Here is a 23,574-nt window from a genome sequence, read left to right on the forward strand (position 1 = left end):
CGAACCATCACCCTGCTGCGCGCATGAGCTGCTCGGACTGATCACCAGGTGTTCAGTCCACGGGAAGACCAGGTCGACCGCTGCCGGCAATTGCGAGGCTTGTCGGAGTAGAGCAGAGTGCGGATCAGTGGCTTTGGTGTCGGGGCGCAGCGGGTTGGTTTCCGGGCGGGCAGGGGTTTCCGAGACCGGGGTATGGCTGGGGATGGTGCTGCGGTGGCCGTCGGAGTTGCCTGCGTCCTCCGCACCGCGCATGTTGCCCAGGCCGCCCATCGACGGTGTGCTGGTGGAGGATCCCGCGTTCGTCGTGGAGGTGTCCGATGACGACGCGGTGCTGGTCGAGGAGTCGTCCGTGGTCCCGGAGGTGTCGGACTTGGTGGCCGACGAAATGTCCTGTGTCGCGGTATCTCCCGCGGTGGACGTGCCGGAGTCGGACGAGGTTGTTTCCGGGGTCGTCGAATCGTTCGACGCGCCTGCGTTATTGGTGCCGCTGTCGGTTGCGGTCGGCGGTTCGGCGGTCGTGGTGGGCGAATCGTGCTGTGTGACTTCGGGTTGCGCGGAGTCCGTGGTGAGCGATCCGGCGTCGGGTGTGTCGTTGGCGAATTTGTGGGGCGGCAGATCCAGGCTCGAACCCTGATCCGCGGTTGAGCTGGTGTTGGTGGCGGACTGATCCTGATTACTCGATACCGGGTTCTGCACCTCGGTACTCGGCGTATCGCGGGTGTTCGGCGACGTGTTCTCGGCGGACGACGTATCGCCGGAATCATGGGTCTGCGACTGCGAATTCTCGTGCTGCGCACTGGAATCGCTGCTCGCGGCGCTCGTATCCTGAGTGGACGCCGAGCTGTCGGCAGTATCCGAATGCGACTGATTCGCACTGTCGGGATCCTGCGTGGCGGACTGAGTCGACGTATCGGCACTCTGCGAGTCCGGCTGACTCGCCGTATCGGTGTCGTGCGAGCTCGGCTGCGTCGACGTATCGGCATCATGTGCACTCGACTGCGTCGACGTATCGGTGTCATGCGTACTCGACTGATTCGACGCACTGGAATCGTTCGAACTCGAGTGGGTCGATGTATCGGCCCCGTGTGAACTCGACTGATTCTGTGTACCGGAATCGTTCGAACTCGACTGATTCGACGTATCCGTCCCATGCGAACTCGACTGATCCGACGCGCTGGAATCATGCGCACTCGACTGCGTCGTGGTACCGCTGGTATCCGACGCAGACGCCGAATCGCTATGGCTACTGGACGAATTCGACGCCGACTCATCGGAGTGCGACGTGCTCGACTCGTGGTTCGGCTGATGGCCCCCGAGTGCACCCATCCCGGCACCGGCCAGTGACGACGACGCCAACGTGGTCGGGTCCACCTCGAATTCCCCGCCGAACGGAACCGTGGCCGCGGTTCCGGCCACCGATCCCACCGCGCCCCCCACTGCTTGGGACGTGAGATTGAAAGCCTTCTTCCCCAGTGAAGACTCGATCCCCTCCGACAGTTTCCCCCCGGCCGTACCCAGCACCCCGCCGACCGCGCTCCCCACCGAATCCGAGATCGCCTCCCGCCCGAGATTCTTCAATTCCTCCGTGGTGAACCCACCCCGATGCCCCTGGGCCATTTGCAGTACCGACGCACCGAAATCGACCCCCGTGCCCTGCAATACGCCGACACCGGCTTCCTTGAGGACATCCTTCAGCACGGTCTTGCCGACCTGTTTCAACCCCTGGCGGGTCGTCATCTTCTGGATCAGCTGTTTGATCACCATCCGGATGGTCGCCCGGGTAGCGACCTGAAAACCCGCCTCCTCCGCGGCCGCCGCGGGAGCACCGATAACCGTCGCCGCCGTCGCGATCGCCTGCGCCATCTGAATCGCGAAGATCACCAACGCCGCGATGATCGTGTACTTGGTGTGCTCGATATCCGCGGCGCCGTCCTCGAGTTCCTTGGCCAGCGCCTTGCACGAGGTGATCAGCCCCGATAAACCCTTGTCTCCGGAAACGCTCTTCCACGTCTCACTGATCGCGTCATGGGTCTGTCCCGACGAAATCGCCTGCAACGTGGCCTTGACCACCGCATCCGAATCCACCTCGACCGTTTCCAGCGCCGTCGCCAGCGTGCTCCACGCGGTCGAGACCCGCCGCATGGCGGTCTCGTCACCCTTGGGCCAATCACCCGCCCCGACAACGTATTTCGCAACCCATTGCAGTTCGTCGGGTATTTCTATACCCACGTCAGATCTCGGTGGTCTGCTGTGTCAATGCCGTCGCCGACGACGCGTCCTGTTCGGTGAGCTTGGTGGCGATCGTCGCCATGTTGTCCCCCAGCGTGGACATCACCTTCACCAACACACCCAGACTGTCCTGCGTCGACTTCGCCGCGCTCACATAGTCTTTCGCGAACGCCGCGCCGGGCTTGTCGGTCCCCCAGCACTCCCCCTCCCGATCCGTCACCTCGGTCAACGCCTGCACAGCCGCACTCATCTGCGTGGACAACTCCGCGAACTGCGGCTGCATCGCCCGCAGCAGTACCGGATCCGCATCGAACGAACCCGAACCGGAACTGGAAACCTGCTTCGAACTCATCTCAACTACCCCCCAGATAACGACGGTTGCGGTAATAGCTGTCCTCTTCGTCCTCCACATCGGTCGGCACCCACACATCCGAGCGCGATCCGGATCCGGACGACGGCTTCGACGGCCACCCCGGCGCCGCCGGAGACGAACCGGGCGGAAAACCCGGCGATTGAGCAGGCGGGAAACTCGGCGGCGGATAGGTCGGCGGCGGCGAATGACTCGGTGGCGGAACCGGCGACTCGCCCACCGGATCCAGCGACGGCGTAGCCAGCAACTCCTTGATACTCGGCGCACCGGGCACCAGGTCCGGCAGATCCGGGATCTCCCCCGCTACCGCCGTGACCGACGCGAACGCCTGCTGTGACCGGGCATTCGCCGCCCGCGCGGCAGCCTGCGCGGCCTCGGCCATGGACCGCGCCAACTTCTCCGGAGTGGACCGTTTGAACGCCTCGGGAACCAGGTGCACCCGCACCGGCACACCGGTCGCATTCGCGGTCACCCGCACCAGATTGTCCGACGACCACGCCTCACCCGTGATCTCCGCCAGCTTCCCCTGCGCCTCGGCGAGATCACTGCGCTGCTGCTCGAAGACCTCCAGCAGAGAATCCACCTGATCGCGCAACACCTCGTTGTGCCCGCTCGAGGGCAGATACTCACGGCTCATCGCGTAGTGACCTCACTTCCGCCGCTGTCGGACACGCCCCTTCCAAGGGATAGGACGCACGAAGTCCACCGCAGGTTCCATCGGATCGCAAACCGTTGCCCGCCGAATGCGAGCACAGCCACGGCACAGCTTCGTCGGGCGCGCGTCCGGGGACTCGCGAAAACCCGCAGGACATCAGCCGACAGCGCCCGGCTGTTCGCGTTCCGGAACAGCACACGGCCCCACCCGCTGTGATCGACGTCTCACGAGACGGACTTCGACGGCCACGCCGCACCGATCGGGCCACCGAAATCGGCGCGGCATCAACATGGCCGGGGTGCGGTTACGAGTTCGAGCGGCGCAAGCGGGTCAGCATCGCCGCGCTCACCGCACCCGCGCCGAACAACATCGCGCCCGTCTTCGCGGTCATCCCCGCCGACACACGCGGTTGAATCACCGCGGGGCCCGGTGGGGGGATCTCGGCTTCGAGCATGTTCTCGCGGGCGGTGGCCGCCCAGGCGGTCGCGAACAGGATGATGCGGGCGGTGATGTAGGCGAAGACCATCAGGCCCAGGATGGGGCCGAAGGCTACGCCGGCGGGGCTGGTCAGGACGCTCTTGAGGTAGTAACCGGCGATCTGTTTCCAGAGTTCGAAGGCGATCGCGGCGATCAGGGCCGCCTGACCGGCGCTGACCAGGGTGACCGGCTGACGCGGCAGTCGCGCGATCGTCCACGCGAACACCGCCCAGGACGCGAGCACCGCCAGGACCAGCGACAACACCGTGAGCAGCAGGCCGACACCGGGGGCGTGCTGAAGGTGGACCACGCCGAGCAGTTCGCGGCCCAGATTGCTGGAGGCCAGCGCCGACAGGACGAACGAGAGCACCAGCGCGAGCCCCAGCCCCAGCAGCGCGGTCACATCGGAGAGTTTGGTGCGGAACCAATTGCCTTGCGGCGCTTGCTGTTCCCACTGTTCGGTCAGCGCGGCACGCAGATTCGCGATCCAGCCGAGCCCGGCGTAGAACGCGCCGACCAGACCGATCACCCCGACGCTGGTGCGGGATTTGACCGCCTGCGCGATCAGATCGTTGACCTGCCCGCCCAACGATCCGGGCATATTCGCGACGATCTTCTGCTGCATCTCGGTCACCAGCTGCGGATTGTGCGAGAGTACGAACCCGGCCACCGCGAACGCCACCATCAGCATCGGAAACAGCGACAGCACAGTGAAATACGTGATTCCGGCCGCGTAGTAGTCACCCCGCTGCGCCTGATAACTCTTCCCGGCCCGCACCAGATGATCCAGCCAGGGGCGTGTGCGGACCGCATCCGCGATCCGCGCCTTGGTCCTGCCGAACACCCAACCTCCCGCAACGCCTCGGACGTCCGCGGACCACACCCGCGAAATCGTCTGTCCTCGCGCGGATTTCAGCGAGCCAGGAAACCCACCCGGTCGTATACCTGCGCGAGGGTGCCACCGGCGATCTCCCGCGCCCGTTCCGCTCCCGCGGCGAGGACGCGATCGAGTTCGCCCTGATCGTCCATATACTCTTGCACCTTCGCCTGCAACGGGGTGACGAATTCTACGAGCGCGTCCGCGACATCGCCCTTGAGCTCGCCGTATCCCTTGCCGACATAATCCTTTTCGAGGGTCACGATCGGCGTGTCGGTGAGCGAGGACAGGATCACCAGCAGGTTGCTCACCCCGGCCTTGGTCTCCGGGTCGTAGCGGATCTCGCGTTCGGTGTCGGTCACCGCGGAGCGGATCTTCTTCGCCGAGATCTTCGGATCGTCGAGCAGGTTGAGCAGGCCCGCGTCGGTGGCGGCCGACTTGCTCATCTTCGAGGTCGGATCCTGCAGGTCGTAGATCTTGGCGGTACCGGACACGATGTGCGCCTCGGGCACCACGAAGGTCTTCTTGTAGCGAGTGTTGAACCGCTGCGCCAGATTCCGGGTCAGCTCCAGGTGTTGCCGCTGATCCTCGCCGACCGGAACCACGTGCGGGCGGTACAGCAGGATGTCCGCGGCCATCAGCACCGGATAGGTGAACAGGCCGACCGTCGCGTTGTCCGTGCCCTGTTTGGCGGACTTGTCCTTGAACTGCGTCATCCGGCTGGCCTCGCCGAATCCGGTGATGCAGTTCAACACCCAGGTCAGCTCGGCGTGCTCGGGCACCTGACTCTGCACGAAAAGGGTCGACCGCTTGGGGTCGATCCCCAGCGCCAGCAACTGCGCCGCCGCGGTTCTCGTGCGGTTGCGCAATTGTTTGGGATCCTGCGGGACGGTGATGGCGTGCAGATCGGGGATGAAGTAGAGCGCCTCGAAGTCGTCCTGCAACCGAACCCAATATTGCAGTGCGCCAAGGTAATTGCCGAGGTGGAAGGAATCGCTCGTCGGCTGGATCCCGGACAGGACCCGCTGCTTGCGCTCACCGGCTGGTGCAGGACTGGACATGAGCCGATCCTAAACGGGACCACCGACAACAACGCCGGACGGGTGACCGCTCCGAGCGTTCATCGGAGCGGTCGAACCTCAGACCGTGTGCCGCTCCGCGTAACTGCGCGGGTCGACGCCGGGCATGCTGGGACGCCCCGAACCGACGAGTTCCTGTTCACGACGTCCGAGCATGCGATAGACCGGGGCGCTGGGACCGGCGAGCGTGCCGTGCAATACGCGCGGGGTCAGCGGCACCGAGGTGTGCGCGGTGCGGACCGCGCGCGACAACGCCCGGAAACCCATCTCCTCGCGACGTCCCCACCGGATGCCGTACATCTCGCGAATCCGGGTAGGCAGACTGCCCTGGACCAGCAGGTGCACGCTGTTCACCACCTGATTCAGCGGCAGTGGCAGCGGATAAGCGATCTGCTGCCCGGCCAGATACGAGCCGACCAGCCGGGCCTCCTCGGTGAGGTGCAGTTCCTCGGAAGCCAGATAGCCGTCGAAGTAGTCGCGGAACTCCGGATAGCTCGCGGGCGCGGCCCCGGGCGGCATACCGAACAGCTCACCCCAGTACACGTAGTCCTGGTACAGGTCCTCGCGTTCGGTCGCGGTCAGCCTGCGGACCAGCAGATCGTGCATGACCTCGGCCGAGTCGAAGGTGAAGGCCATGGTCATGAACATCAGGTGCGGATCGTGTGCGGAATAGGCGGTGCCCGCGGGGTGGTGCGCGCCCGCGTCCTCGGGCAGTTCGCCGTGCACCTTCGCGTGCTTCTTGTCGGTGTAGGAGCGCGCGCGGTCGGCTTCGGCCCTGGTGCCCAACGCGACCGCCTCGAACAACCGGCCGGTGATGGCCAGGCGGGTGTACGGGGTCGCGCGGTGCGCGGTGTGTTCGGCGGTGCCGACGTACAGCAGCGGATTCACCGCACCGACGACCAGCGCCCGCTGCCCGTAGGTGAGCCCGACCGCCCGCTTGCGCATGACGCGGCGAATCATCGAATCATCGGCGAAGTAACCGGACTCGGGCATCGTTGCCTCCTCGTTCAGAGCATCTGGCAAAAGCATCCCCCAGATTGCCAATTCTGGCAATGGCGCGAACCAGAATTGGCGGCGTGGCAGAATCCAGAGATGGCAGCGCAACGCACCTACGGCGGAGTCTCCGCACAGGAACGCCGCGCCCAGCGCCGCAGCGCCCTGCTCGAGGCCGCACTGGACATCATCGGCACCGAGGGTCTGGACCGCCTGACCGTCGCCGGGCTGTGCACCCGCGCGGGGCTCAACGAGCGGTACTACTACGAGAATTTCGACGGCCGCGAGGCGGTGCTGATCGCACTGTTCGACGGCATCGCCGAGGAACTCGCCACCGCCATCCTCGCCGCGGCACAGGACGCGCCCACCGACACCTACGGCCGGGCGCACGCGGCCATCGCCGCGGGCATCCACGTGCTCACCGATGATCCGCGCAAGGCCCAGATCGCCCTGATCATCAGCGCCGCGACCCCCGAACTACGCGCTCGGACAATGGATTCCATCCGCGGTTTCGCCGGTCTGGTCGCCGCCGAGGGCAGCGACTTCTACTCGGTCGCCGGCCCCGAGGCCGATCCCTCGATCGGTTTCCGCGCCACCTACCTGGTCGGCGGGCTGGTGCAGACGCTCACCAGCTGGCTGCACGGGGATCTGCCGATGACCCGGGATCAGCTGATCGATCACACCACCGAGGTGTTCGTGCTGTTGGGTGAGGATCTGGCGCGGCGGCTGCGCTGAGCGGCTCGGTCCTCACGTGCGGAACCGCTCGGTCACGCACCGAACGCCGCGGTCACCACGACCGACCGTGCTCACAGCCTCAGCGTGACCACCGGCAAACCCTCCGGCGCGGCCTGGAGCACGACGCGGAACAGGCCCTCGTGCTCGGACCAGTACCCCGCGCAATCGGTCATCGCCGAGACGAACCAGTCACGTTCGGCGGACCGCTCGGCGAGTAGCTGCGCCGAATCACGTACGACCGCAACGTATCCCGGTGCCTGGCCGACGAATTCGTCCAGGTCGCGCAGACATTCGTCGAAGGCGTCCTTGTTCTGCCCGAAGTAGTAGGGGAATTGGAAAGCCGCGGCGAACTCGTCGAAGACACCCGCGAGGGTGCGCATCCGCGATCCGCGCAGCTCGCGCACGACGTAACCTTCCGGAGCCCGGAACCGCACGGCGCTGAATCCGGCCGCGTCAGCGGTCAGCGAACCCAGCACCGGCGCGGTGGCCGCGGCCGGATCCGTACCGGTCAGAAAGTGTGCGAGTGTGGTCGCCTCACTCATTGCAGAGCATCCCTTTCGACAACCGCCGACAGACCCGTCGTCTCTCAGCGCATCCTGGTGAACGTCTTGTAATGGTCGCCGGTGTAGTAGGCCGATCCGTCGCTGCCGGTGACGATACGTTCGGCATCGCGGGTCTGGCCACGTTTCTTCGGGTTCACATCCCACTCCTTGTAGGTGATCGCCTTACCCGAGGAATCCGTCTTGGCCAGTGTGCCCGCCCGATTCATCCACTGATCCCCGCCCTTGGTCCCCGGCGCGTTCGCCGACCCCGGCCAACGCCCCGCATCGATCTCGACCAAGGTCTGATAGGCATGCTCGGGCACCCCCGCCGCCCGACTCGTCACCGGCGCGGCAGTCCCCTTCGCCTGCACCGCACTGGCTTTCGCCGACACACTCGCCGCCACCTTCGCGGACGTCCCCGCAGCGGACGACGCCGACGAGGAATGCCCGTGCGACACCAGAAACCCGATCACGACCACGACGACAACCGCGGCCGCCCCGAGCAAACCCTGAATCTTCTTACCCGACAACTTCATCGCTACCGCCCCATCCCGAAGCCCTGATCGGTTACCGAACAGGCAGTCCCCACAAAGCAACTCACGTAACGCGCCCCACCGGCCGCACGGCTCTCACTCATGAACAACGAATCTACGTCACCACCCCGACAGCGCAACACGACCGCAACATCCCACACCCGCAACGCCACATCGCTTCACGTCCGTCGAAGCACGCACGACCATCCCTCGCAGGCAGCGCGCGGCACCTCGTCACGCATGACACAGGACGCCGATCGCGTGCGGCGCACAGCCCCGTATTCTCCGCATATTCTGCGGCGAATACGCATATAATCACCGCATGACGGTCCGCAAGTACATCTGGGAGGACGCCGACTGGCCCGAGCTGAGATATGACGACTCCCGCCTCACCCCGCCGTTGTCCGAAGTCGCTCACCGGCACGGATACCTGGTCGGCAGACTCGCCGACGCCGAGGACGAAACCCGGGAGCAGGCCAGTCTGGCGGCGCTCACCTCGGATGTGGTGAAAACCAGCGAGATCGAGGGCGAACTGCTCAACGCCGAGTCGGTCCGTTCATCCATCGCGCGTCGTCTCGGCGTCGACATCGGCGCGACCCTGCCGACGGACCGGCATGTCGACGGCGTCGTTGAGATGGTGCTCGACGCGACGGTTCATCACGAACATCCGGTCACCCCGGAACGACTCTTCGGCTGGCATGCCGGGCTGTTCCCGACCGGCTACTCCGGCATCTCCCGGGTGCGCGTCGGCGGCTGGCGCACCGATGTCAACGGGCCGATGGAGGTGGTGTCCGGCCCGTACGGCAGACAGCGCGTGCATTTCGAGGCGCCACCGGCCACCGCGCTGGAGACCGAGATGCACCGATTCCTGGAGTGGTTCAACCGGACCGCCGAGGAATCGCCGATCATCAAAGCCGGTCTGGCACATCTGTGGTTCGTCACCCTGCACCCGTTCGACGACGGCAACGGACGCATCGCGCGGGCACTCGGCGACCTGTGGCTGGCCCGCGCCGACCACAGCTCGCAACGCTTCTACAGTCTCTCCGCCCAGATCCAGCGGGACCGCAACGCCTACTACACCATTCTCGAACGCACCCAGAAAGGCACACTCGACGTCACCGACTGGCTGCTGTGGTTCATCGATGCGTTGCAACGGGCCGTCACCCAGGCGAACAGCACGGTCGATGTCGTACTGACCAAGTCCCGCTTCTGGCAACAACGGCGACAATTCGCGTTGAACGAACGGCAGCACACGATGCTCAACCGCCTACTCGACGGATTCAACGGCAAACTCACGACCCGCAAATGGGCGATCATCACCAAATGTTCGCCGGACACCGCCTTGCGCGATATCAACGAGCTGATCGACCTCGGCGTACTACGTCGCTCGGAGTCCGCGGGCCGCAGCACCTCCTACGAACTGACAGAGCCGTGAGCTTGTACGCCCGAGCGTTCGAAACCCTCGCGGCGTAGTTCGTGACCGTAGAGCTCCATCCGCAGCGATCCCGTCGGCCGAAGTGTCGAATGCCGCTGTCGCTCAGCGGTACTGGACGGTTACGGGGGCGTGGTCGGACCAGCGGAGGTGGTAGTCGGGGGCGCGTTCCACGACGGCTTGTTTGGCTCGGGTGGCGATGTCGCCGCGGGCCAGATGGTAATCGATTCTCCACCCGGCGTCGGTATCGAAGGCGCGGCCGCGGTAGGACCACCAGCTGTAGGGGCCGGGGGTGGCGGGGTGGAGGGTGCGGACGACGTCGATGTAGCCGGCGGCGAGGATGTCGTCGATCCAGGCTCGTTCGCTGGGGAGGAAACCGGACTTCTTGACGTTGCCCTTCCAGTTCTTGATGTCGAGTTCGGTGTGGGCGACGTTCCAGTCGCCGGTGATCACGAAATCGCTGGTCCGGGACTTCAGGTGGGCGCCCAGTTCGGCGAGGAAGCGGTACTTCTCGTCCTGCATGGGGGTGTCGGCCTCGCCGGTGTGCACGTAGACGCTGGCCACGGTGACCTCGTCGAACCGGGCCTCGATATAGCGGCCGACGCCGTCGAATTCCGTGCTGCCGAAGCCGATTCGCACCGACTGCGGCTCCTTGCGGGACAGGATCGCCACTCCGGCGCGGCCCTTCGTGCCCGGCTCGGCGAGCGACAGGTGCCATCCGGCGTCGAGGGCGGGCGCGAGCGCGGTGCGGGTCTGCTCATCGGTGGCGCGCGTCTCCTGGAGGCAGATGACGTCGGCCTCGGTGCTCGCGAGCCACTCGAGCATTCCCTTACCCGTCTTGCCCGTGGCCGCGCGGATCCCGTTCACGTTGATCGTACTGATGATGTGAGCCACCCGAAAACCGTACAATGCTGGTCAGACACACTCCCTGCGGACACCGTCGTCCAGGAAGGGGTGATGACGATGATGTCAGGCCCCGCCCCGCTCGCGCCGATGAAAGCCCTGCACACGGGCTCCGGCGATCCCCTTCTGCTGCTGCACGGATTCATGCTCTCCCCGCACTGCTGGGAATCGGTGGCGCAGCGACTGTCCAGCACCTGCGAGGTGTACGCCCCGGCCTTCCGCGGCCACTGGGGCGGTCCCGAGCTCGACGGCTGGTACCTCGACGTCGCCGTACTCGCCGATCAGATCGAGCAGCAACTCGACGAATTGGGTTGGCGCACCTGCCATATCGCGGGCAATTCACTCGGCGGCTGGGTCGGTTTCGAACTCGCGCGCCGCGGCCGGGCCCGCACCCTCACCGCGATCGCCCCGGCGGGTGGCTGGGCGAGCCCGTCGCTGTTGCAGATTCGGGTCGGGGTGAAATTCCTGTCCCTGGTGCCGGTGGTGGAGATCGGCAAGCGACTCGGCGATGCGGTCGGATTGAGCGCTCCCGCAAGACAACTCGCGGCGATGATCCTGAGCAGGAACACCTCGGCGGTGCCGCGCCGGTTGCTGGAGGCGGCACTCACCTCGGCGATGCACTGCCCCGCGATGCTGCCGGTGCTGGTCAGCGGATTGCGGATGCCCGCACTCGGGGACCTCTCGACACTGCGCACACCGGTGCGGCTGCTGATGTGCGAGCACGATCGGGTGATCCCGAATCAGCCTTACGCACAACGGTTTCTGCGCGAATTGCCCGAGTCGGCGGATCGGATACTGGTGCACGGGGTCGGGCATGTGCCGATGCTGGAGGCTCCCGATCGGATCGCGACGTTGATCGCGGAGCACGTGTACGCGAGTCGGTCGCATCTGCGGGCCGTGTGAACGCGAACCGGTGCCCTCGCGGATCTCTTCTGTCGCAACGTGATTCACGAGGGCACCGGAATATCGCATCTAATTCATTGGGCGAGTAGCCCCTTGGCCACGTGGGTCACCTGGATCTCGTTGCTGCCCGCGTAGATCATGAGCGACTTGGCATCCCGGGCCAACTGTTCGACGCGGTATTCGGTCATGTAACCGTTGCCGCCGAACAACTGAATCGCGTCCATGGCGACCTCGGTGGCGGCTTCGGAGGAGTACAACTTCATGGCCGACGCCTCCGCGAGGGTGGGCGGCTTACCGGCCTCGGTGCTCTCCAGAGCGTTGAACACCATGTTCTGGACGTTGATTCGCGCGACCTCCATCTTCGCCAGCTTGAGCTGGATGAGCTGGAAGCGGCCGATCTCCTGCCCCCACAGCGTGCGATTCTTGGCGTAATCGACGCACAGCCGGTGACATTCGTTGATGATGCCCAACGCCATGAACGCGACACCGATCCGTTCGGCGGTGAAACTCGAACGGGCACTTTCGCGTCCGTCGCCGCCCTTGTGCTCCTCGGTCTCGCCCAGCAGGCGATCGCGGCCCAGCCGTACATTGTCGAAGAACAACTCACCGGTCGGCGAGGCGTGCAGGCCCATCTTCCGGAACGGTTTGCCCTGGGTGAAGCCCTCCATCCCCTTGTCGAGCACGAAGGTGAGCACCTTGCGTTCACGGCGGTCGACACCGTCGCCCTCGTCGAGTTTGGCGTAGACGATCACCGTATCGGCGTACGGGCCGTTGGTGATGAAGGTCTTGCGGCCGTTGAGGATGTAGTCCTCGCCGTCGCGCCGGACGTAGGTCTTCATCCCGCCGAACGCGTCCGAACCCGAGTCGGGTTCGGTAATCGCCCATGCCGCAACCTTTTTCATGGTCACGATATCGGCGAGCCAGCGCTCCTTCTGCGCGAGCGTGCCCCGGGACATGATGGTGGCCGCGCCGAGCCCGAGGCTGACCCCCATCGCCGCCACCAAACCCATACTCACACCGGACAATTCACTGATCAGCACCGCCATCATCGACTGCTGACCACCGAACGGCCCACCGCCGGAGGACTTCTCCCGCTTCGACTCCCCGTCCCCCGCTTCGGCCCGCGCCCGCTCCTTGGCCAGCATCTTCTCGACCGATTCCGCACCGAGCGCATCGATCCCGAACTCGCTGAACAGCTTCCGGATGATCGGATACGGCGGCAACTCGCCGCTCTCCATCGCATCCACGTGCGGCCGAACCTCTTTGTCGATGAACCCACGCACCGCGGCGCGGATCATCTCATCGGTCTCGGACCATTCGAACATCGTTGTCCTCCAAATCTTTCGAGCCGGGACTGCTCAGGGCAGCCGGGCGGAGATGTCGTCGATCGTCCAGGGGCCGTCGGTCTCGATCGTCTTCACGTCGTGCCAGCCCGCCAGCTCGGAGATCGCGCCGCCCTGCACGGCGAACACCTTGCCGGTCAGCGGGCATTTGTCCGAGGCCAGGTAGGCCACCAGCGGGGAGATGTTGGCCGGACTGAACGCGTCGAACTCGCCCTCGGGGACCTCGGCGGCGAAGATCGCGCCCATACCGGGCGTGGCCAGGGTCAGCCGGGTGCGCGCCATGGGGGCGATCGCGTTGACACGCACGCCGTATCGGTCCAGTTCCTCGGCGGCGACCAGCGTCAACGCGGCGATACCGGCCTTGGCCGCACCGTAATTCGCCTGTCCCGCATTGGGAATCGTGACACCCGAGGCCGAGGCGGTGTTGACCACGGCGGCCGTGGGCCGATTTCCCTTCTTGGACTGGTCCTTCCAGTACGTGGCCGCATGCCGCAGCACGTTGAAATGTCCCTTGAGATGGACCGCGATGACCGCGTCCCACTGCAATTCCTCGAGGCCCGCGACGAATCCGTCCCGCAGGATACCCGCGTTGTTGACCACCACGTCGAGTCGGCCGAACTCCGAAACAGCCTGATCCACCAGGTTTTTCGCGCCATCCCAGAGCGCGACGCTGTCGGTGTTGGCGCAGGCGCGACCACCCGCGGCGACGATCTCGTCCACCACCTGCTGCGCCGGACCGCTGTCGGCGCCCTCGCCGGTGTTGTCGCCGCCCAGATCGTTGACCACCACACTCGCGCCCTCGCGGGCGAACAGCAGCGCGTGCTCGCGCCCGATCCCCCGACCGCCGCCGGTGACGACCGCGACCTTGCCTTCCAATGCGCCCATCAGCTCTCCTCTTCGATGAATCTACGGGCCCGGCGGATGTCGGTTCGCGAAATGCGCGCCGGGCGACCGGAATATCAGTCCGCGATCTCGGCGAGACCGTCGCTGAGCACGACCTCCTCGCCGCGCGTGGTTTCGAATGCGTAGGTGTTGATTCCGTTGGCGGACTTCACCTTCCAGATGCGGGTCACCAGATCGTCGCCGGGGAACACGAGTCCGGCGAACCGGACGGCGAACCGGCGCATCCGGCTCACGTCGGATCCGGCGACCTCGGTGAGCACCGCCCAGGACGCGAAGGCCATCGTGCACAGGCCGTGCGCGATGATGCCGGGCAGTCCGGCGTCCTTGGCGACCTCCTCGTCCAGGTGCAGCGGCACCGGATCGTCCGAAGCCGGTGCGTAGCGGAAGGTTTGATCCTGATCCACGTGCTGCGGCACCACCGCGATCGGCTCCCCCGCGCGCAGGGCCTCGTCGAAGCCGTGCGGCGGAGCCGATTCGCCGACCGTGCGGCCCGCGTCGACATTGCGGAAGAACGCGGTCAGATACTGCTCGTTGACCGGATCGCCTGCCTCGGAACGGGTTTCGATGTGCATGGTGATCGTGCTGCCGCTGCTGCGACTCGCGTAGCCGATCGCGCGGGCCCGAGCCACCAGCGTCTCCCCCGGCCGGATCGGGCGGTGGAAGTGGAAGTCCTGCTCCCCGTGCACGACTCGGCCGAAGATGTCCATCGGGGCCACATCGATCACCGGGACCAGCATGGCGTCGAATACCGGGACGATCGCGAACACCGGGGAGGCGACGTCACCGTCACGATGGGCGATGATGGGATCGTTTGTGGCAGCGGCATATTCGGCGATCCGCCCCCGGGTCACCTCGAAGCTCTCCGCGTCGGACCAGGTATTCAGGCCCGATTCGTCGAATTCGACTGTCCTGGAACCACTCACGCTGTGTCTCCATGGCATGAGCCGGGGCGCTGCGTGGTCGCGCTCCGCTGCCGCCTACGCGCCTGACCGTTCATGCCGCAACAGCCACCTTGTCGAGAGCCTCCAGAGACGTCTCTAGCTGCTTCATCCCGTCCTTCTCCACGGCCTTGCCGAGCGCGCCCTTGATCAGCGCGCCCTCGAAATCGCCCTGGAGCGAGAGTTCACTGCCCTCGTCGGCGGCGGAGATGCGGAAGGTGAATTCGACCTTCACACCGGCCATTCCGGTCGCGCCGAGGGTGAGCGTGCTGGGCGCCTCGACCGCGAGGACGTGCCATTCGAACTTGTTCGCCATCCCCAGCATCACCACCTTGGCGACCAGCTTGGTGCCGACCTCGAGCGTGGCCGGGGGCTCCTGCATCCAGCGCTCGTGAATCGAGAACCAGTCGCCCCAGGTGTTCGGATTGCCGACCACGGCCCACAGCGCATCGGGTCCGGCGGCCATCTTCTTGGTGTACTCGATATGTCCCATACTGCTACTCCTCATTGAGTTCGGTTGGTCGAGCCATGTTGCCGGGCAAGACAATCCGGCCGATGCGCGAGTCGGGCCGCCGCACTCAGCGGTCGGCGCGCCGATAGGCCGTGACGACGGCCGCGCCACCGAGGCCGATGTTGTGCTGAAGTGCGGCAGTGACATTCGGGACCTGACGCTTGTCGGCGGTGCCGCGCAACTGCCAGGTCAGTTCCGAACACTGGGCCAATCCGGTGGCGCCCAGCGGATGCCCCTTGGAGATCAGCCCGCCCGACGGGTTGACCACCCATTTACCGCCGTACGTGGTCTGATTCGCATCCAGCAGCGCGGGCCCCTCGCCCGGAGCGCACAGCCCCAGCGCCTCGTAGGTCAGCAGTTCGTTGGCGGAGAAGCAGTCGTGCAGTTCGATCACCTGGAAATCCTCCGGACCCAGGCCCGACTGCGCGTAAACCTGCTGCGCGGCTTGCACATTCATGTCGTAGCCGATGAGATTCTTGGCGCTGCCGTCGAAACTGGACTTGAAATCGGTGGTCATCGCCTGCCCGACGATCTCCACCGCCTGCCCGGCCAGATCGTGCCGGTCGACGAAGGACTCCGAGGCCAGCACCACCGCGCCCGAACCATCCGAGGTCGGCGAGCACTGCAATTTGGTCAGCGGGTCGTAGATCATCCGCGCGCCCAGGATGTCGTCGAGGGTGTATTCGTCCTGGAACTGCGAATACGGATTGTTGACCGAATGCCGGTGGTTCTTGAACCCGATCTTCGCGAAATGCTCTGCGGTGGTGCCGTATTGCTTCATGTGCTCGCGCCCCGCGGCCCCGAACATCCAGGGCGCGACGGGGAAGAGCACCTCGGAGATCTCGGCCATCGCCATGATGTGCTTGGTCATCGGCTGCTCCCGGTCCTCCCAGGTGGCGCCGAGCGAACCGGGCTGCATCTTCTCGAAACCCAGCGCCAGCGCGCAGTCGGCCAGGCCGCCCCGAATCGCCTGTGCCGCAAGGTAGAGCGCGGTCGAGCCGGTCGAACAGTTGTTGTTGACGTTGACCACGGGAATGCCCGTCATCCCCAGTTCGTAGACCGCGCGCTGCCCCGAGGTGGACTCGCCGTAGACGTACCCGACGTACGCCTGCTGCACCTGGTCGTACGAGATCCCGGCGTCGGCGAGGGCCTTGGTCCCCGACTCGCGCGCCATATCCGGGTAGTCCCAGTCACTACCGTCCTCGTTCTTGCGACGTCCCGGCTTCTCGAACTTCGTCATGCCGACGCCGACGACGTAGACCTTGTTCGCCATCGAACGGACTCCTCACCTCCGGCCGCCGACCGCACGAGGGCGGCGGCATCCACGACTCCCGTAGGACCGAATAAAACAAACATACAAACCTGTATGTAATGCCGCAAGAGTCGTTTCCTGAGAGTCAGTCGACGGTGAGATCCAGATCCGCGAGCAGCGCCTCGGCGGCGGCCCGCAGATGCGCCGCGGCGCGATGCCAACGACGTTGCGCGCGTTCGGGATCGGGAGAGATGAAGTTGGACACCAGGATTCCGCGCAACACGTCCATCGCGGTGTAGACGAAATCGCGAACCTCTTTGCGCCGCAACTCGTCCGGGACGAACTGTGCGACCGACATCAGCACCGCGTTGTTGACGAAGGGTTCGACCTTCTCCAACTCGGCGGCCAGCACCGCGTCGGTGCGACCGGCCACCCACAACTCCATCGCGGCGATGAACAGCGGCCCCTGATGCAGCGTCCAGAGCGAATCGAACATGGCCCCGATCGGATCGCCGCCGACCCGCACCCGGCCCAACTCGCGCATGGCCGCCTCGGTGCGCCGCTGCGCCAGATGACTGATCGCGGCCACCACCAGATCGGTCTTGGAGCCGAAGTGATGCACCTGCGCGCCGCGCGTGACCCCCGCCCGCTCGGCCACCCGCGGCGTCGTCGTCCCGGCGTATCCGAATTCGACCAGGCAGTCGATCGTCGCGTCGAGTAGCCGCACCCGCATCTCGCTGCTGCGCTGTTCCTGCGTCCGCCGCAGCGGCTTGGACGGTGCGGGCCTGGTCATGCCAGGAATTCTACACTTACATGCAGATCTGAATGGAAATGCGTCAGGCGGTGCGCCGAGCCAGGCGAACGGTGACGGTGAACAGCAGCACCCCGGCCACGGCGAGCCCGGCGCCGACGGCGGCCGGGGCGGTGTAGCCCAGCCCCGCCGCGATGACGCGCCCGCCCAGCCACGCACCGGCCGCGTTGGCGATGTTCAGCGCGGCGTGGTTGAGCGCGGCGGCGAGCGTCTGGGCGTCGTGCGCGACATCCATCAACCGGGTCTGCAACCCCGGCGAGATCGCCGCGCCCGCCGCGCCGACCAGGAACGCGCCCACCGACGCGGAGATCGGATTGTGCGCCGCGGCAACGAATCCCGCGAGAATGATCACCATCGCGATCAACGCGAAGAAGATCGAGGAGTCCACACCCCGATCGGCCAGCACCCCGCCGAGAATGCTGCCGACGATCATGCCGAGCCCGAACAGCGCCAATACCAGCGGCACCAACCCCACCGACAACCCGGCCACATCGGTGAGCGTGGTGGTGATGTAGGTGTAGACCGCGAACATGCCGCCGAAGCCGACCGCGCCGACCACCAGCGTCAACAGCACCTGTGGGCGACGCAGCGCACCCAATTCGGTGCGCGGATCGGTGACCCGGATTCCGGACAGCTGCGGTACGAAACGAGCGACGGCGAACACCGTCGCGAAACCGATCGCGGCGACCACGAGATAGGCGTCCCGCCAGCCCAGATTCTGGCCCAACCAGGTGGCAGCGGGAACGCCGACAACATTGGCGGCGCTCAATCCCAGCATAACCGCGGCGATGGCCTTGGCGCGCTGACCGGCGGGAGCGAGCGTCGCGGCGGCCAGCGAGGCGACGCCGAAGTATGCGCCGTGCGGAAGTCCGGAGACGAATCGCGCCACCACCAACGTGCCGAACGTCGGCGCGAGCACCGTCGCGAGATTGCCGACCGTGAACGCGATCATCAGGAAGACCAGCAGTCGCTTGCGCGGCACCCGGGCACACAGCGCGGCGATCAGCGGCGCGCCGACCACCACACCCAGCGCATAGGCCGAGACGCCGTACCCGGCCGTCGGCTCGGACACATGCATGGCGTGCGCGATATCCGGCAGCAGACCCATCGTGACGAATTCGGTCGTCCCGATCCCGAATCCGCCCAGTGCCAACGCCAGCATCGCGGGAATGTGCCAGCGCGTGCGCGGTGCGGGCGCATCCTGCGACGGGTGAACGATCGGGTCACCGTCGCGGACAGTCACCGCTTGCACAGCCGCTTTCGATTCGGACGCGGGTACGGGTTGCACGGACACTTCGGACGCGGAGAGGGATTCGGGCACGGTCGAAAGCAACGCGGCGGTGTCGAGGTCCGATGCCCGGTGCAGCGGTGATCTCACTCACCGCACTTCAGGCGGCGACGAATGTTGATCGAAATTGACTCGGCGACAACAACTTCCGGTAAAACTTCGCGACTTGTCGCACTGCATCTGTTACCGGAATCACCTCGCCCCGCGATCGACCGACGATGGCCTTACCGGGCTTTCATACCGCTCGCGGCCAAGCCGGTTCGCATCTCTCGCGACCGCGGCAGTTCACACCGCCTGCGGCCAGAGCAGTCACTCGTGGCCGAGGCAGTCCGCGCGCCACTCACGGCCGCAGTAGCAGCATCGTGTGCCCTTTGAAACAGTTCGGGCACCCGCGGCCACCGGATCGGTGGGGGCGGGTGCCCGGTGTTTCATCCCGTCGCGGTGGCATGCACGCCGGACGGGAGTGACCAGATCAGCTCAGTTCGCGCGCCAGGTTGGCGTCGAGCACGCCGAGGAATTCCTCGGTGGTCAGGTAGCCCTGATCGCCGCCGACCAGCAGCGCCAGGTCCTTGGTCATCTGGCCGTCCTCGACGGTCTTGATGACGACGTCCTCGAGGGTCTGCGCGAAGCCGATCACCTCGGGGGTGTTGTCCAGCTTGCCGCGATGCGCCAGGCCACGGGTCCACGCGAAGATCGAGGCGATCGGGTTGGTGGAGGTGGGCTTGCCCTGCTGGTGCATCCGGTAGTGCCGGGTGACGGTGCCGTGTGCGGCCTCGGCCTCGCAGGTCTTGCCGTCCGGGGTCAGCAGCACCGAGGTCATCAGGCCCAGCGAACCGAAGCCCTGTGCGACGGTGTCGGACTGCACGTCGCCGTCGTAGTTCTTGCACGCCCAGACGTAGCCGCCCTCCCACTTGAGCGAGGAGGCGACCATGTCGTCGATCAGCCGGTGCTCGTAGGTCAGGCCGGCCGCGTCGAACTGCGGCTTGAACTCGGTCTCGAACACCTCCTGGAAGGTGTCCTTGAACATGCCGTCATAGGCCTTCATGATGGTGTTCTTCGTCGAGAGATACACCGGGTAGTTCTGCTGCAGGCCGTAGTTCAGCGAGGCCCGCGCGAAGTCCTCGATCGACTTCTTGAAGTTGTACATACCCATGACGACGCCGCCGTCCTCGGGCATCTTGACGACCTCGTGGACGATCGGCTCGCTGCCGTCCTCCGGGGTGAAGGTGAGCGTGACGGTACCGGCCTGATGCACCTTGAAATCGGTGGCGCGGTACTGGTCGCCGAAGGCGTGGCGGCCGATGATGATCGGCTTCGTCCAACCCGCGACCAGGCGCGGAACGTTCGAGATGATGATCGGTGCGCGGAAGATGGTGCCGCCGAGGATGTTGCGGATGGTGCCGTTGGGCGACCGGTACATCTTCTTGAGGCCGAATTCCTCGACGCGCGCCTCGTCGGGGGTGATAGTGGCGCACTTGACGCCGACGCCGTGTTCCTTGATGGCGTTGGCGGCGTCGACGGTCACCTGGTCGTCGGTTTTGTCGCGGTACTCGATACCGAGGTCGTAGTAGTCGAGATTCACGTCGAGGTACGGGTGAATCAACTTGTCCTTGATGAACTGCCAGATGATGCGGGTCATCTCGTCGCCGTCGAGTTCGACGACGGTTCCCTCAACCTTGATCTTGGACATGGATCTTCGTGTCCTCCTAGGATGGTGCTCCCATTGTTCCGCCAGGTGAACACGCTTGTGAGCGGACCCAGCTGTTCAACAGACAACGTATACGCCCCGTGTTGTCCACGAGACTCGAGGTGCCAAACAAGACAAGCGTACTGGTGCAGTGGATCTCATCGGCACCGGACCTGCCCCGAGTGATATATGCATCACATTTGCACGGTTCGCCTGTCATCGCCTGCAACCTGCGCAACACCCCGGCGATTCCGGCCGGAGCTCGTGAAATCGGCCACGGGTTTCGGACTCCCGCGCGCTGCGGCTACGATGTCCGGAAGGTCATGAGCATCAGCGCCAAGCCCCGGCTCGCTGGTCGGCAACCCTCCTGTTGCGGTGGGGTGCTCCGGGTGATGACCGGGCTCCCGAAGGCCGGGAGCAAGCGCGATCTTCAGGAGGATTCCCGAAATGTGTTGTAGCCGTCCATTATCCGGACCCCGCTGACACCCGCCGGCAGACCTTTCGGAGCATGACATGAGTAACTCGACCGCGCCCGCGACCGATCCGGGCTCCGTACCGCGTGCCGTGTCGCACAGCCCGCGACACACACCGATATCCGCCGGTCGGCCCCGGTTTCTCCGCGCGACACCGAAGCCCCGGAACGCTGTGGCTACCATCGAGGACGTGTGTTCCTCCGTCGTCGACCCGGTTCCGGCCAGCCGTGCGTGGACGGTCCGCGCGATGACCGCGAGGCCGAGGGACAGGCGGATCGCGCCGCTCGAAGCGGCGGTGGCACGGTGACCGCGAGCATCGACCCGAGCACATCCGGTAATCACGCAGCTACCCTGCTGCCGCCGCCGAACGGCACACTGGCCACCATCGACGTGGGCGATATCCGGCTCGAGAGCGGGGCCGTGGTGCCCGGTGTCGAACTGGCCGTCCAACGCTGGGGCGAACTGTCGCCCGCGGCGGACAACGTCGTACTGATCGAGCACGCGCTGACCGGCGATTCGCACGTCACCGGCGCGCCCGACGAGTTGCATCCGCTGCCCGGCTGGTGGGACGGCATCGTCGGCCCCGGCGCACCGCTGGACACCGACGAGTGGTGCGTGATCGCCACCAACGTGCTGGGCGGTTGCAAGGGCAGCACCGGTCCGGCATCCCCCGGTCCGGACGGAAAGCCTTGGGGGGCAAGGTTTCCCCGGATCTCCATCCGCGATCAGGTGAGCGCGGAGGTCGCGCTGTTCGATCTGCTGGGCATCGAGCGGATCGCCACGGTGGCGGGCGGCTCGATGGGCGGCATGCGCGTACTGGAGTGGATCGTCGGACATCCGGAGCGGGTGGGCGCGGCGCTGGTGCTGGCCGTCGGACCGCGCGCGACCGCGGATCAGATCGGTACCCAGACCACCCAGATCGCCGCCATCACCGCCGACCCCGACTGGCAGGACGGCGACTATCACGGCACCGGCCGCACCCCGACGAGCGGACTGGGTATCGCCCGGCGCATCGCGCACCTGACCTACCGCACGGATTTCGAACTGGATCACCGTTTCGAGAATCGCGCGCAGGGCGACGAGGACCCCTGGCACGGCGGCCGCTACGCGGTGCAGAGCTATCTGGACCATCAGGCCCACAAGCTCGCGAACCGCTTCGACGCGGCCAGCTACGTGCTGCTGACCGACGCCATGAACCGGCACGACATCGGCCGCGGGCGCGGCGGGGTGGCCGCGGCGCTCGCCACGACCTCGGTGCCGTGCGTGGTCGGCGGTGTCGACTCGGACCGGCTGTATCCGCTGCGCACGCAGCAGGAACTGGCCGATCTGCTGCCCGGCTGCGCGCGGCTCGAGGTCGTGCACTCGCGGGACGGCCACGACGGATTCCTGACCGAGACCGAGGCGGTCGGCAAACTGCTGGCCCAGACGATGGATCTGGCCCGCAACGTGCGGCCGTGAGCGCGGGCGGCTCGGGTGCGGTGCGGGCGGTTCAGCCCACGCCCAGGCTGCTGATCGTCGCCGCCAGCGCGATGATCGTGCCGCCCAGTACCGCGTAGGCGACCACGTCGAAGGGCCTGCCACGCACCGCGAGCAGGCCGACCCGCACCTCCGGCAGGACCAGCCGCAGCGCCGAGGCCAGCAGCGGCGCACCGCCGATGACGAACGCCCCGCGCCGCCACCGATCCTGGACCAGGAACACCACGGCCACCAGCAGCACGACCGCCACCAGCAGCATCGGCAGCTGGTTACGCAGGAATCCGAGCGGACGGTCGGACTGAGCGGTCGCGGAAGCATCGGTCACACCTCGATTCTCGCATTCGACGGCCGAAGTGGCCCGGCCCCCGGGTGGGGGCGGCGGGGACATAGGGTTCTAGCGGTCCGGACGGGAGGAAAGGCTGCGTTCTGTTGTGTTGAGGCTGATGTTCTTCGAACCACGGATTCCGCCGAATACCGGTAACGCGATCCGGCTGGCGGCCGGGTCCGGATGTTCGCTGCATCTGATCGAGCCGCTGGGCTTCGATCTGTCCGAGCCCAAGCTGCGCCGGGCCGGGCTGGACTATCACGATCTGGCCTCGGTCACCGTGCACGAAAACCTTTCCGCCGCATGGGAATCGCTGAATCCCGAGCGGACGTTCGCCTTCACCGCGGCTGCCGATACGCGGCACACCGATATCGACTATCGCGAGGGCGATGTGTTGCTGTTCGGCCCGGAGCCGACCGGACTGCCCGAGGAGGTGCTGGCCGATCCGCACATCACCGAGCGGGTGCGGATTCCGATGCTGCCCGGTCGGCGGTCGATGAATCTGTCCAATGCCGCCGCGGTCGCGGTGTACGAGGCGTGGCGGCAGCTGGGCTTTCCGGGTGCGGTGTAGTTTCCGGCGCGGCGCGGGCCCGGCCGGTGTCAGTCGGCGATCTCGAAGCGCTTGAAGCGGGAGGTCGCGCCGCCGGTGAGCCGAACCGAGCTCTTGGATACGCCCAGGTGCGCGGCCAGCAGTTCGATCGCCGCCTTGTTCGCCTTGCCCTCGACCGCCGGCGCCCGCACGTACAACCGCAGGGCGCCGTCCTCGAGGACCTCGACGAGCGGGCCCTTACGGCTGTTGGGCGTGATGGTCGCCCGGACCACGGTCGGCATGCCGCACA

Annotated in this window: 24 protein-coding genes and 1 riboswitch; of the genes, 5 read left to right on the forward strand and 19 right to left on the reverse strand. The window is 66.1% G+C overall.

Annotated features, from left to right (window positions below; all coding sequences use genetic code 11):
- The 6 genes from NRB20_RS36585 to NRB20_RS36610 form a co-directional block, all read right to left on the reverse strand.
- On the reverse strand, nucleotides 1-2,229 hold a 2,229-nt coding region (locus NRB20_RS36585), incomplete at its 3' end, for an MSCRAMM family adhesin SdrC (protein WP_227834221.1).
- Between the two features lies 1 nt (nucleotide 2,230).
- A complete protein-coding gene (locus NRB20_RS36590; protein WP_153416020.1) occupies nucleotides 2,231-2,581 on the reverse strand; it encodes a hypothetical protein in 351 nt (116 codons plus the stop codon).
- 1 nt (nucleotide 2,582) lies between these two features.
- Nucleotides 2,583-3,236 (reverse strand): YbaB/EbfC family nucleoid-associated protein, encoded by a 654-nt coding sequence (locus NRB20_RS39165; protein ID WP_153416021.1) that lies wholly within the window; start codon nucleotides 3,234-3,236, stop codon nucleotides 2,583-2,585.
- A gap of 322 nt (nucleotides 3,237-3,558) precedes the next feature.
- Nucleotides 3,559-4,575, reverse strand: coding sequence for an inner membrane protein YhjD (gene yhjD / locus NRB20_RS36600; protein WP_319945864.1), 1,017 nt, complete (start codon nucleotides 4,573-4,575; stop codon nucleotides 3,559-3,561).
- Between the two features lie 68 nt (nucleotides 4,576-4,643).
- Entirely contained in the window at nucleotides 4,644-5,669 is a 1,026-nt protein-coding gene (trpS, locus tag NRB20_RS36605) for a tryptophan--tRNA ligase (RefSeq protein ID WP_153416022.1), read from the reverse strand.
- A gap of 78 nt (nucleotides 5,670-5,747) precedes the next feature.
- Entirely contained in the window at nucleotides 5,748-6,680 is a 933-nt protein-coding gene (locus tag NRB20_RS36610) for an oxygenase MpaB family protein (protein ID WP_153416023.1), read from the reverse strand.
- Between the two features lie 99 nt (nucleotides 6,681-6,779).
- On the opposite strand from NRB20_RS36610, the gene NRB20_RS36615 reads away from it, so the two are divergent.
- A complete protein-coding gene (locus NRB20_RS36615) occupies nucleotides 6,780-7,415 on the forward strand; it encodes a TetR/AcrR family transcriptional regulator (protein ID WP_153416024.1) in 636 nt (211 codons plus the stop codon).
- A 71-nt stretch (nucleotides 7,416-7,486) separates the two neighbouring features.
- Here NRB20_RS36615 and NRB20_RS36620 read toward each other — a convergent pair whose 3' ends face one another.
- Together NRB20_RS36620 and NRB20_RS36625 are read right to left on the reverse strand one after the other, a co-directional pair.
- A complete protein-coding gene (locus NRB20_RS36620) occupies nucleotides 7,487-7,957 on the reverse strand; it encodes a barstar family protein (RefSeq protein WP_153416025.1) in 471 nt (156 codons plus the stop codon).
- Nucleotides 7,958-8,001: 44 nt separating this feature from the next.
- Nucleotides 8,002-8,493, reverse strand: coding sequence for a ribonuclease domain-containing protein (locus NRB20_RS36625; protein ID WP_153416026.1), 492 nt, complete (start codon nucleotides 8,491-8,493; stop codon nucleotides 8,002-8,004).
- 319 nt (nucleotides 8,494-8,812) lie between these two features.
- On the opposite strand from NRB20_RS36625, the gene NRB20_RS36630 reads away from it, so the two are divergent.
- Entirely contained in the window at nucleotides 8,813-9,925 is a 1,113-nt protein-coding gene (locus tag NRB20_RS36630) for a Fic family protein (RefSeq protein ID WP_153416027.1), read from the forward strand.
- A 102-nt stretch (nucleotides 9,926-10,027) separates the two neighbouring features.
- Here the strand turns inward: NRB20_RS36630 and NRB20_RS36635 are convergent, their stop codons facing one another.
- Nucleotides 10,028-10,816, reverse strand: coding sequence for an exodeoxyribonuclease III (locus NRB20_RS36635; RefSeq protein WP_319945865.1), 789 nt, complete (start codon nucleotides 10,814-10,816; stop codon nucleotides 10,028-10,030).
- A 63-nt stretch (nucleotides 10,817-10,879) separates the two neighbouring features.
- Here NRB20_RS36635 and NRB20_RS36640 point away from each other — a divergent pair, with 63 nt between their 5' ends.
- The gene (locus NRB20_RS36640) at nucleotides 10,880-11,728 is read left to right on the forward strand and encodes an alpha/beta fold hydrolase (RefSeq protein ID WP_227834222.1); all 849 of its coding nucleotides are present in this window, start codon (nucleotides 10,880-10,882) and stop codon (nucleotides 11,726-11,728) included.
- 74 nt (nucleotides 11,729-11,802) lie between these two features.
- On the opposite strand, the gene NRB20_RS36645 is transcribed toward NRB20_RS36640, so the two are convergent.
- The 8 genes from NRB20_RS36645 to NRB20_RS36680 all read right to left on the reverse strand — a co-directional run bounded on the left by NRB20_RS36645 (nucleotide 11,803) and on the right by NRB20_RS36680 (nucleotide 20,464).
- Nucleotides 11,803-13,053, reverse strand: a complete 1,251-nt coding sequence (locus tag NRB20_RS36645; RefSeq protein ID WP_153416029.1) for an acyl-CoA dehydrogenase family protein — start codon at nucleotides 13,051-13,053, stop codon at nucleotides 11,803-11,805.
- A 33-nt stretch (nucleotides 13,054-13,086) separates the two neighbouring features.
- Nucleotides 13,087-13,956, reverse strand: coding sequence for an SDR family oxidoreductase (locus tag NRB20_RS36650; RefSeq protein WP_194290138.1), 870 nt, complete (start codon nucleotides 13,954-13,956; stop codon nucleotides 13,087-13,089).
- A gap of 74 nt (nucleotides 13,957-14,030) precedes the next feature.
- A complete protein-coding gene (locus NRB20_RS36655; RefSeq protein ID WP_319945866.1) occupies nucleotides 14,031-14,897 on the reverse strand; it encodes a MaoC/PaaZ C-terminal domain-containing protein in 867 nt (288 codons plus the stop codon).
- Between the two features lie 70 nt (nucleotides 14,898-14,967).
- Nucleotides 14,968-15,405, reverse strand: a complete 438-nt coding sequence (locus tag NRB20_RS36660) for a type II toxin-antitoxin system Rv0910 family toxin (protein WP_153416031.1) — start codon at nucleotides 15,403-15,405, stop codon at nucleotides 14,968-14,970.
- Between the two features lie 85 nt (nucleotides 15,406-15,490).
- Nucleotides 15,491-16,696 (reverse strand): lipid-transfer protein, encoded by a 1,206-nt coding sequence (locus tag NRB20_RS36665; RefSeq protein ID WP_153416032.1) that lies wholly within the window; start codon nucleotides 16,694-16,696, stop codon nucleotides 15,491-15,493.
- Nucleotides 16,697-16,820: 124 nt separating this feature from the next.
- Complete coding sequence (locus NRB20_RS36670) at nucleotides 16,821-17,468, reverse strand: TetR/AcrR family transcriptional regulator (RefSeq protein ID WP_153416033.1); 648 nt, start codon at nucleotides 17,466-17,468, stop codon at nucleotides 16,821-16,823.
- A 43-nt stretch (nucleotides 17,469-17,511) separates the two neighbouring features.
- Nucleotides 17,512-18,648, reverse strand: a complete 1,137-nt coding sequence (locus NRB20_RS36675; protein WP_153416034.1) for an MFS transporter — start codon at nucleotides 18,646-18,648, stop codon at nucleotides 17,512-17,514.
- Nucleotides 18,649-19,246: 598 nt separating this feature from the next.
- Nucleotides 19,247-20,464, reverse strand: a complete 1,218-nt coding sequence (locus NRB20_RS36680; RefSeq protein ID WP_153416035.1) for an NADP-dependent isocitrate dehydrogenase — start codon at nucleotides 20,462-20,464, stop codon at nucleotides 19,247-19,249.
- Between the two features lie 316 nt (nucleotides 20,465-20,780).
- Nucleotides 20,781-20,891, forward strand: a riboswitch (SAM riboswitch).
- A gap of 346 nt (nucleotides 20,892-21,237) precedes the next feature.
- Here NRB20_RS36680 and metX point away from each other — a divergent pair.
- Complete coding sequence (metX, locus tag NRB20_RS36685) at nucleotides 21,238-22,392, forward strand: homoserine O-acetyltransferase MetX (protein ID WP_406603922.1); 1,155 nt, start codon at nucleotides 21,238-21,240, stop codon at nucleotides 22,390-22,392.
- A gap of 31 nt (nucleotides 22,393-22,423) precedes the next feature.
- On the opposite strand, the gene NRB20_RS36690 is transcribed toward metX, so the two are convergent.
- On the reverse strand, nucleotides 22,424-22,669 hold the full coding sequence (locus tag NRB20_RS36690) for a DUF3017 domain-containing protein (RefSeq protein ID WP_227834226.1): 246 nt from the start codon (nucleotides 22,667-22,669) through the stop codon (nucleotides 22,424-22,426).
- A 172-nt stretch (nucleotides 22,670-22,841) separates the two neighbouring features.
- Here NRB20_RS36690 and NRB20_RS36695 point away from each other — a divergent pair, with 172 nt between their 5' ends.
- Nucleotides 22,842-23,306, forward strand: a complete 465-nt coding sequence (locus NRB20_RS36695) for a tRNA (cytidine(34)-2'-O)-methyltransferase (RefSeq protein WP_319945867.1) — start codon at nucleotides 22,842-22,844, stop codon at nucleotides 23,304-23,306.
- 29 nt (nucleotides 23,307-23,335) lie between these two features.
- Here NRB20_RS36695 and NRB20_RS36700 read toward each other — a convergent pair whose 3' ends face one another.
- Complete coding sequence (locus NRB20_RS36700; RefSeq protein ID WP_067886107.1) at nucleotides 23,336-23,566, reverse strand: DUF167 domain-containing protein; 231 nt, start codon at nucleotides 23,564-23,566, stop codon at nucleotides 23,336-23,338.
- Between the last annotated feature and the right edge of the window lie 8 nt (nucleotides 23,567-23,574).

The sequence above is a fragment of the Nocardia macrotermitis genome, assembly GCF_009604405.1.
GTDB classification, from domain to species: domain Bacteria; phylum Actinomycetota; class Actinomycetes; order Mycobacteriales; family Mycobacteriaceae; genus Nocardia; species Nocardia macrotermitis.